9 protein-coding genes are annotated in these 9,393 nt (G+C 62.4%); 4 read left to right on the top strand and 5 right to left on the bottom strand.

The features are described 5' to 3' along the window. On the bottom strand, positions 1 to 1,003 hold a 1,003-nt coding region (locus tag VDP82_RS09290), incomplete at its 3' end, for an ROK family transcriptional regulator (RefSeq protein ID WP_323014569.1). Positions 1,004 to 1,259: 256 nt separating this feature from the next. Between VDP82_RS09290 and VDP82_RS09285 the strand changes: the two genes are divergently transcribed. Genes VDP82_RS09285 through VDP82_RS09270 form a run of 4 tightly spaced genes read left to right on the top strand, consistent with a single transcriptional unit; the run spans position 1,260 to position 5,647 of the window. Beyond that, a complete protein-coding gene (locus tag VDP82_RS09285; RefSeq protein ID WP_323014568.1) occupies positions 1,260 to 2,231 on the top strand; it encodes a sugar ABC transporter substrate-binding protein in 972 nt (323 codons plus the stop codon). 3 nt (positions 2,232 to 2,234) lie between these two features. Further along, a complete protein-coding gene (locus VDP82_RS09280) occupies positions 2,235 to 3,755 on the top strand; it encodes a sugar ABC transporter ATP-binding protein (protein ID WP_323014567.1) in 1,521 nt (506 codons plus the stop codon). Next, a complete protein-coding gene (locus VDP82_RS09275) occupies positions 3,752 to 4,732 on the top strand; it encodes an ABC transporter permease (protein WP_323014566.1) in 981 nt (326 codons plus the stop codon). Before VDP82_RS09280 ends, VDP82_RS09275 begins: the two co-directional genes overlap by 4 nt. Beyond that, positions 4,733 to 5,647 (top strand): alpha/beta hydrolase, encoded by a 915-nt coding sequence (locus tag VDP82_RS09270; protein WP_323014565.1) that lies wholly within the window; start codon positions 4,733 to 4,735, stop codon positions 5,645 to 5,647. It begins immediately after the preceding gene. Between the two features lie 33 nt (positions 5,648 to 5,680). On the opposite strand, the gene VDP82_RS09265 is transcribed toward VDP82_RS09270, so the two are convergent. The 4 genes from VDP82_RS09265 to VDP82_RS09250 form a co-directional block, all read right to left on the bottom strand. After that, entirely contained in the window at positions 5,681 to 6,874 is a 1,194-nt protein-coding gene (locus tag VDP82_RS09265) for an FtsX-like permease family protein (protein ID WP_323014564.1), read from the bottom strand. Continuing rightward, positions 6,871 to 7,548, bottom strand: coding sequence for an ABC transporter ATP-binding protein (locus VDP82_RS09260; protein WP_323014563.1), 678 nt, complete (start codon positions 7,546 to 7,548; stop codon positions 6,871 to 6,873). Before VDP82_RS09260 ends, VDP82_RS09265 begins: the two co-directional genes overlap by 4 nt. Next, the gene (locus VDP82_RS09255; RefSeq protein WP_323014562.1) at positions 7,549 to 7,983 is read right to left on the bottom strand and encodes a hypothetical protein; all 435 of its coding nucleotides are present in this window, start codon (positions 7,981 to 7,983) and stop codon (positions 7,549 to 7,551) included. Between the two features lie 77 nt (positions 7,984 to 8,060). Continuing rightward, positions 8,061 to 9,393: alkaline phosphatase (locus VDP82_RS09250; RefSeq protein ID WP_323014561.1), on the bottom strand; the 1,333-nt coding region annotated here is incomplete at its 5' end.

Below are 9,393 nucleotides of genomic sequence, written 5' to 3'. Positions count from 1 at the left end.
CACCAAGAAGCGTGAGATCGCCGCCCAGGACGAAGGCCTCGGGATCGATGGTCTGCCCGATGAGAACCAGAAGCTCCCCGGCAATGGAGCCAGCCTCGCCCACCACCTGGCGGAATGCATGATCGCCTTTCGACAGGCGCTCGCGGAATTGCTGGAAGCTCATGGGGCCATAAATCGGTGCGGCCCGGGCCAGAAGCGCGGAGATCGACAGATACTGCTCGAAACAGCCCCGCTTGCCGCATCTGCAGAAGGCGCCCTCCCGATCATAGCAGATATGGCCGAATTCTCCCGCCATGCCGCGCCGCCCCGAACGAACCTGACCATCCGAGACGATTGCCCCACCCAGGCCGTGGTCGAACTTGATATAAGCGTAGGTGCCCGTTTTGGGCATGTCGCCCCACAAAACCTCGGCGAGGGCCGAGCAGTTCGATTCATTGTCGCAGCGCACCGGCATGCCGAGGCGTTGGCTGAGGATTTCGGCGAGCGGCGCATTGAGAGTTTCCGGCACGAGGCTTGATGGTCCCACTCTTGCCGTATGCGGATCGATGGGTGCGCCGATGGCGACGCCAGTGCCCAGGATACGTGACGGGTCCGTGTCGTTATCCGCCATCACTCGGGCCACGATAAGATCTAGGGCATCGAGGATGGTCTGCAATTGCCGGTCCATCGCCAATTCTTCCTGCTGATAATCGACCACCCGCTTGGCGGCGTCGACAAGCACGCTGTGAATGAAGCCCGGCCCGATCGCGAGCCCGAGATAGAGCCCCGTATCGGGCCGTATGCGCAGCGCCTTGCCTGACCGGCCGGTATTGGCAGACCGGAACGCCTCGCCCGTTTCCTCGATGACGTCGCGTGCCCGCAGCGCGGCCACGATGCGGGAAACCGTCGCCTTGCCGAGGCCCGAGAGCCGCGCCAGCTCCGCGATGCTGGCCGATCCCTGCTCGCGCAGAATTTGCAGCACCAGCGCCTCGCTGCGCCCAGCCCTGCCCGATGCTTTGTTCATTTGATCCATATGGTTCAAATAGGCGCTTGACGCGCCGCTTCCTTCTAAATAACGATCCAAATGGATCGAATATCGATCATTGTCCAGAAGAATGTCAGAGCCACAGCGCATAACCAAGGCCTGGCATCGTCTGGAAGGGAGGAATTCGCGGTATGGGGCCTGTGTCTTGCCCACAGCCTGCGCTCCTTCGTCATTGTCAGTTTGCACCCGCCGCATGCGGGCCAGGGAGGTTGATTTGAAGAGACGTCAATTTGTGATGGGTACGGGCGGCCTTTTTGCCCTGAGCATGATTTCGCCGGGCATTGCCCTGGCCCAAGCCGGGGTAGATATCGGCTTTGCCGTTCCCGACACGACCAATCCGTTCCTTGGCTGGTTGACCAGCGAGGTCAAGAAGCAGGCCGAGGCCGACGGACTGCGCCTTGAAATCGCCGATGCCGCCAACAGCCCCGTGCGCCAGATGGAGCAGATCGAGAACTTCATCGCCATGGGCGTGAAGGTCATCGACATCATGCCGGTCGACCCCAACAACGTGCAGGACATCATCGCGCGAGCGCAGGCCCAGGGCGTCAAGATCCTGGTGCAGGGCACCGACACCGGCGTCTACGACGTGATGATGAATATCGACCAGTATAACTGCGGCGAGCAGATCGCTGAAATGGCGATCGACTGGATGGTCAAGACGTTCTCCACCGATGGAACGGAAGCGGGCCTTCCCGAAGGCGCGAATGCGCCCAAGGTGGTCATCATTCCGGCAACCGACACCGTCGACGCCAAGAACCGCAGCGACGGCATGCGGGATAAGCTGGAGGCCTGGGGCAAGGCCAATATCGTGGTTTCGCCTACCGAAGCCAGATCCACCGCCAGCGGCACTTCGGTGATGGAAACCCTGCTACTGCAAAACCCCGATACCGATGTCGTGCTGACCTACAACGCCGACACGGCCATGGGCGTCAATGAGTATATCATGGGTCAGGGCCAGGTGGACAAGGCCCGCTTCGGCCTGTTCTCCGGCGACTGGTCGCCCCCCGTGCAGGAGACCATCGATGCCTCGGCCGCCAACAATGCGGTGTTCCGCGGCACCATCCAGATTGTTGGTCCCGTTCTTAATGGCGAGCCGGTCGATTTGCCGATCGCCACCTTCCGGGTGATCAAGGCGCTGACCGAAGGGCAAACGCCTTACGGCAACTGGATCAAGGATGCCATCGCCAAGGCCGGTCCGCAGGGCTGATCCATGGCAGGCGAAACCTTCTCGGGAGGCGCCTCGGCGCCTCTCCTCCAGCTCGCGAGCATAACCAAGACCTATCCGGGCGTCGTTGCCCTCAATGAGGTCTCGCTGCGCTTCAATGCCGGTGAAGTCCATGCCATCGTCGGGGAAAACGGCGCCGGCAAGTCCACGCTCATCAAGATCATCGCCGGCGCCGTAACGCCCGACCAGGGCACGCTCACCATCGCCGGCCAAAGCTTTACGGAGATGACGCCGCATCACTCGCGGGCTCTTGGCGTCGAGGTGATCTATCAGGAATTCAACCTGGTCCCGACCCTTTCGGTGGCCGAGAACATCTTTATGGGCCAATCCACCGGCTGGCGCGTCGACCACGCCGGCATGCGCCGCGATGCAAAAATCCTGCTGGATGAGTTGGGCGTATCTATCGATCCGGCGACGCTGGTGCGCAATCTGCCATCCTCCCAGCAGCAACTGGTCGAGATCGCCAAGGCCGTGGCCAAGCGTCCACGCATCCTCATCATGGATGAGCCGACCGCCCCCTTGTCGCTTGCAGAGGTCGAAGCCCTTTTCGGTATCATCCGCCGTGCGCGGGAGGCCGGAACCTGCATCCTCTATGTCTCGCACCGGCTCGACGAGATTTTTGCCATTTGCGACCGGATCAGCGTGTTGCGCGACGGCCGGCATATCGAAACTCTGGAAACGAGCCAGACCGACCGCGCCAAGCTCATTCGCCTGATGGTCGGGCGCGAGCTCACCAATTCCTACCCCCAACGCCCCGCCCCCTTGGAAGAAAATGCACTTGAGCTGCGGGAGCTTTCAGGGAATGGCAATGCGCCCATCTCCTTTACCCTCGCAAAAGGCGAGATACTGGGAGTTGCCGGTCTGGTCGGGGCGGGCCGTACCGAGCTGGCCAAGGTCATTTATGGTGCTGCTCGCCGGGATGGTGGAGACATTCTCATCTTCGGGCAGAAGATAAACGCCCGATCTCCGCGTCAGGCCCTGCGCGCCGGCATTGGCCTCGTGCCCGAGAACCGCAAGGAAGAGGGGTGCTTCCTCGAACGCCCGATCGGCTGGAACATCGCCATTGCCGCGCTGGATCGCATCCGGCGTGGCATGGTGGTCGACGCCAGGGCCGAACGGCGCCTGGCGGAGGATTTCCGCGAGCAATTGCAGATCAAGACGCCCAGCATCGAGCAGAAGGTGAAGAACCTGTCCGGCGGAAACCAGCAGAAAGTGGTTATTGCCAAGACGCTGGCAGCCGAGGCCAGGGTCATCATTTTCGATGAACCCACCCGCGGCGTCGATGTGGGCGCCCGCGCAGAAGTCTATCGGCTCATGGCCGAACTCACGGCCAGGGGCATCGCCATTCTCATGATCACCTCCGACATGGAGGAACTCCTGGGCATGTCGGACCGCATCATGGTTCTGCATAACGGCCAAATGGCCGGTCTCATCCCCATTGCCGAGGCAAGCCAGGAGCGCGTGCTCGAACTGGCTTCCGGCCTATCCGAAGGTACAGCCGCATGACCGCGCCCGCCCTTGCCCCTTCCGCCGTCCGGCGTTTCCCCATCCAGCAATTCGTCATTCCGCTTGTGCTCGTGGCGATGGTGGCGTTGTTCTCGTTCCTGTCGCCCTATTTCTTCACGGTGCAGAACCTCACCAATATCCTCGTCCAGAACGCCTATATCATCATCGCCGCCGTAGGCCTGTCCTTCGTGATGATCTCGGGGGGCATCGATCTGTCCATCGGCTTCCAGATGTCGGTGGTGGGCGTGGTTACCGCTGTATTCATGAACTGGCTCAACGTACCGGTGGCGCCATCCATCGCGGTGGGGATCGGCTGTGGCCTGCTGATGGGCGTTATCAACGGATTTGCCTCCATCACCCTCAAGGTGCATTCGCTGATCGTCACCTTGGGCACCATGACGATCTTCCAGGGCGCCAGCTACATCATCTCCAACCAGCAGGCGATCATCAACCTGCCGCCCAGCTACAAGTTCATCGGCCAGGGCTATATCGAGGGCTGGCTACCCGTGTCGGTCATCCTCATGATCGTATGCGTCGCCATTGCCTCCTTCATTCTCAACTTCACCGCCCTGGGCCGCATGATCTATGCCATCGGCGGCAATGAGGAGGCCGCCTATCTCACCGGTATTCCCGTCAACCGGGTCAAGATCGTCGTCTATGCGCTATGCGGGGTGTTCGTCGCCATCGCTGCCACGGTGCTGTTCGCGCGCTCCGGCTCGGCGGCATCCTCTACCGGCCCCGGCACCGAGTTCACCGCGATCACCGCGGCAGTGCTCGGCGGTATCAGCTTCAAGGGGGGCGAGGGCCGGATGCTGGGCCTGGTGACTGGCGTCCTCATCCTGGGCGTGCTGAGCAACGGCATGCAGCTCATCGGCGTCAACACTTATGCCCAATATATCGTCAAAGGGGCCGTGCTGCTCGCAGCGGTCAGCTTCGACACCTATCAGAACATGCCTCGCAAGAAGAAAGCCGCCTAGATGGCCGATCCGAATTCACCCAATGGTCCCAACGGCATCTATGTGCTGCCCTTTGCCGAGACTGGCCATATCGAGACGAAATTTCTCGACCTCGCCTATGCCGATCAAAGCACGTTTCAAAAGCTCGATCTGTATTTGCCGGAGAGGCAAGCGCCCTCAGGCGGCTGGCCGCTCATCATTTTCGTCCATGGCGGCGCCTGGATGATGTGCGACAAGCGCGATGTGCAGCTCAATTCTGCCTTGAGCTTCATCAACCGGGGCTTCGCCGTCGCCTCGGTGAACTATCGTCTCTCATCGGAAGCGATCTTCCCCGCACCGGTCTTCGACGTCAAGGCTGCCATCCGCTTTCTCAGGGCGAAGGCCGCTGAGTATGAGCTGGATAATTCGCGCTATTGCCTCTGGGGACTTTCGGCAGGGGGACATCTCGTCTCGCTCGCCGGCATGACCAACGATGTGTCGATCATGGAAGACCCCCATATGGGCAATGCCGATCAGTCCAGCACGGTCGGGGCCGTGGTCAGCTTCTATGGGCCGACGCAGCTTGACGATATGGATCCTCACCTTGTCGCTACTGGTGCCGGTACGCCGGACCACGGACTGCCGGACAGCCCCGAGGCAAGACTGCTGGGCGGGAAGCCGGCGGATCACCCGGCCCGGGTCATTGCCGCCAATCCCGAAACCTGGGTGACGACCAGCTGTCCGCCCTTTTTCCTGGCGCATGCACCGGCCGACCCCATCGTGCCCGTCCAGCAATCCGTAAGGCTGGCTGGTCGCATTACTGCAATTGCCGGTGCCGGCAGGGTCACACTGCGGCTGGTTGAAAATGCCGGCCATGCCACGCCGGAATTTGAGGCGCCCGATGTCGTGGAGGCCGTGCACAACTTCCTTTTGAAAAGCCTTGCAATTGGAGGCTGATCCGCAAGATGAGGGTGTCGCCGATGGCCCAACCTATCGCAGGCAGTCCACCATTGGCTGGCGGTAGATAGCGATGGCTGGTAGCAGGGCGAGGATGGCCCCGGCACCGATCAGCATCAGTATCAACTGTATTTCCGGCCAGCCTATGGTTACGGGAATGGCGATGCCGCTCTGGGCTTCGAGATACCCGCTGACGGCCCAGGAAGCGCCCGCGCCTAGCGCGAGGCCCAGAAGTGCGCCTATGAGGATCAGCAGCGTCACATAGCTCCAGGCGACCAGAAAGATATAGCCGGAGGTGGCGCCCAGCGCGCGCAATATGGCAAAGCGTGAGCGATAGAGTTGCAGGATGATGACCACGCCCGAAAGGATGGCGGCAACCACCAGGATCTGCGTGGCAAGGGCGAGAAAGCTCATGATCGCCCTGGCGTCGCCAAGCAGCGCGTAAAGCTGAACCAGGATTTCAGCCGGAAAGATCGCCTGGGTTCGATCGGTGCGATAGGCATTGCGCAGGCCATAGGCCGCGGGAACGGTGGCGGGCTTGACGACGACGGCAGGAACCCCCGGTAGGGCCTCGGCCAGGAAAGGGGGACCGATGCGGTCCTCGCCCTCGGCGTGTCCCGATGGCAGGCCGTGGTTGATCCAGACCTGCTCGACCGGAACGACGACGACATTGTCCCAGGCCGAATGGGTTCGCGTCATCCGCCCGACCACCTCGACGGTGTCTTCATGCAGCATTTCGGCCAAATCGAAACCGTCATGGGCGGCGTAGAGGCGTTCGCCTAGCCGCATGGGTACATTGGCGCCCAGCACGGCTTCAGCTGGGGCCGCGAACATCCGACCCTCGCTCAGTTCGCCGGAGAGGTGGCCCACGAATTGCGCAGTCGTTCCCATGATCGGAAAGCCGTTGGCGCTGTCGCCAAAGGCGATGGGTGCGGCGAAATTGACGCTCTCCTCTGCCATGAGGCGGACCAGGGTATCTCCGTCTACCAGGCCCATGGCGGCGGGACGCGCGAAGACCGAGGCCAGCACGAGGTCGAAGGGGCTGCCGGGCGAGCCGACGACCAGGTCGAATTTGTCCGCTGCCCGGGCACTGCCCTGGCGCACCGCCCGCTCCTGGGTGGTGATGGCGATACCCAGACCCACCGCAAACGTGATGAGCATGACAAAGAAGGCTAGCGTGAGGCGATTGCGGTTGAGCAGCGAGAGGACGACGGGGAACGGATTCATGACAGCGTTTTCCCATCCCCAATGCGCCCATGGTCGAGCGCGACGACACTATCGGCGGCCGCAATCAGCAGGGGATCGTGCGATACGGCAACGATGGCGCGCCCCTCGCTGGCCAGGCGTTTGAAATCATCGCAGAGCTGGATGGAATTGCCGGCATCGAGGCTTGCCGTAGGCTCGTCGGCAAACAGGATCGGCGGATCGAAAACCAGTGCCCGCGCCAGGGCGACGCGTTGTTGTTCGCCCTGGGAATAAGTGTCGACCCGGCGGGGCTCGTTGGCTATGCCGAAGCGCTCGAGCAGGGCGATGGCGCGCTTGCGTACCGTTCTGTCGGTCCAGGCTGAAAAATAGGCGGCCAGCGTCACATTGCCCAAGGGGTTCAGCTCCTCCATCAGGTTGAAGCTCTGAAATACGAAGCCGGCATTGCGGCGGCGCCAGCGGTCGCGCTCGGTTTCTCCCAGGGCGGCAATGTCGAGTCCGCTCCAGCGCACCTGGCCCGCACTAGGCTTGATCAGGCCGCTCAGTACATAAAGCAGGGTCGTCTTGCCTGAGCCCGAGGGGCCGCGGATTACCGTCAGTCGTCCGGGGGTGATAGTCAGAGAAGCGATGTCGAGCGCCGGCTGCGCGCCGGCCGACTGCCCGCTGAAACGATGCTCGAGCCCGAGCAGGTCCAGCACCTAGGCTCTCCGATGCGCGGCGTCGATGACGCGGACACGGGAGACGAAGCCCAGTTGCTCATCGGTATAGGTGCCGAGTCGGAGCGTGCCCTCGACCAGTATCGGCACGTTGAAGGGCGTGACCGAAATGACGTCTCTTGCATAAATGGAGACGATGTCGCGCGGCCATTCGGCTTCGCTCTCGCAAAAGGGACAAATCGACATCGGGATCTTGGTCAGGACGAAAAAGGTGGATTCAGCCTTGAGGGGGGGCGCCATATAGCCTTCGAGCAGCACCGGCCCGCCATCCCGATCCAGTGCGTAGGGGGAAAAGGAGCCATCGGGATTGTAGAGTTCGCGCATGCGGACGGGCTCCTGGCCCATTGCTGGCATCGGACCGAGTGCAAGGCCGGCCGAGGCCGTGGCGGACAGCGCCAGAAAGGTGCGGCGGTGCATGACAGTCACTCCCGGAAGATAAGGAAAGCTGGAGGGGCCCGGCATGTGCCGACCCCTCCCGGACGGGCGGTTGCGGCTTATTCGGCCGAAACGGCGTGGTTCATCACGTGGAAGATATAGTTCTGCTCCTGGGTGCCGGTGAGCAGGTGTGCCCAGGGACCCTTGGCCCAGGCGGCGACGTCTTCGCCCGAATGGGTTTCCGAACCCATGGGGATCAGCGCCTGCTGGAGATAGTCCACATCGGTGGCTTCTTCCTGTGTCACGGCCGGGCGAGTGCCGAAATAGGAGCCATCGGCCTGGCGGGTCATCACCGAGCCGGCGCCGTTGAGATAGCCGACGACTGAATAGGGCTTGCCATCGTCGGCCAGTTCGGGCTCGCTGGTGTGCTCGATGCCGTCGCCGTTGATGCCCATGCACAGGCCGGTGATCGGGGTGCCGCGGCCGCAATAGCCGTTGAAGGCAATGGCGTGCTCGTGGTCAGCGGTAACGATGATGAGGGTGTCCGCGTCATTGGTCATTTCATCGGCCAGGGCAACGGCCTGGGCGAAGGCGACGCCGTCCATGAAGGCGCGGTTGGCGTTGCCGGCATGGTTGGCATGGTCGACGCGACCGCCTTCCACCATGAGATAGAAGCCGTTCTCATTGCCCTGCAGCGCCTTGATGGCGGCCACGGTCATGTCGGCGACCGAAGGCTCCGTTTCCGGGCGTTCTGTTTCGTAGTTCATGTCGCTGTCGGTGAAGAGACCGAGCAGCGGCGAACCGGCCTCGACCGCTTCGAGACCGGACCTGTCGGTGACGAACCGGGCTCCAGCCGCCTGGGCGCGTGCGACGAGATCGAGATCATCCTGGCGGCTGGACTTGCCGCCGAAGGGGGTCTGGGCGGTGGAGGGGATGAAATTGCGGGCGCCACCGGCCAGCAGCACGTCCACCACGCCGGCTTCCATCTGCTCGATGGCCTGGACGGCAATATCGGTGCAGCCTTGCGGCGCGCCGGCTTCCCAGTTGCGGTTGGCGGTCTTGGCATAGACGGCGGCCGGGGTGGCGTGGGTGGCACGGGCGGTCGAGACCACGCCGATCGACTTGCCCGATCCGGCAACGATCTCGGAGAACAGGGTCAGCTTGTTGCCCTCTTCGCTGGCACAATTGTCGTAGCGGCCGTTTTCATTGAGGTTGATGGTGTTGAAGACCTGCTTGACGCCGGTGTTCATGGCACCGGCAGTGGGGGCGGAGTCCGGCGTCTGGGCGTTGATGTTATAGGTCTTGATCAGCGCGGTGTTGGGGAAGGCCTCATAGGGCAGTACGTGCTCTTCGCCCAGCTTGCCTTCCATCTGGCCGGCAAACAGGCGGATGGCATAGTTGGTGCCGACGCCCATGCCGTCGGCGACGAACAGGATCACGTTCTTGGCGCGG

It is taken from the genome of Devosia sp. (assembly GCF_034675085.1).
In the GTDB taxonomy this organism is placed as follows: domain Bacteria; phylum Pseudomonadota; class Alphaproteobacteria; order Rhizobiales; family Devosiaceae; genus Devosia.
Note: the sequence above shows the minus strand (reverse complement) of the source record. Positions and strands in the feature narration are given on the sequence as shown.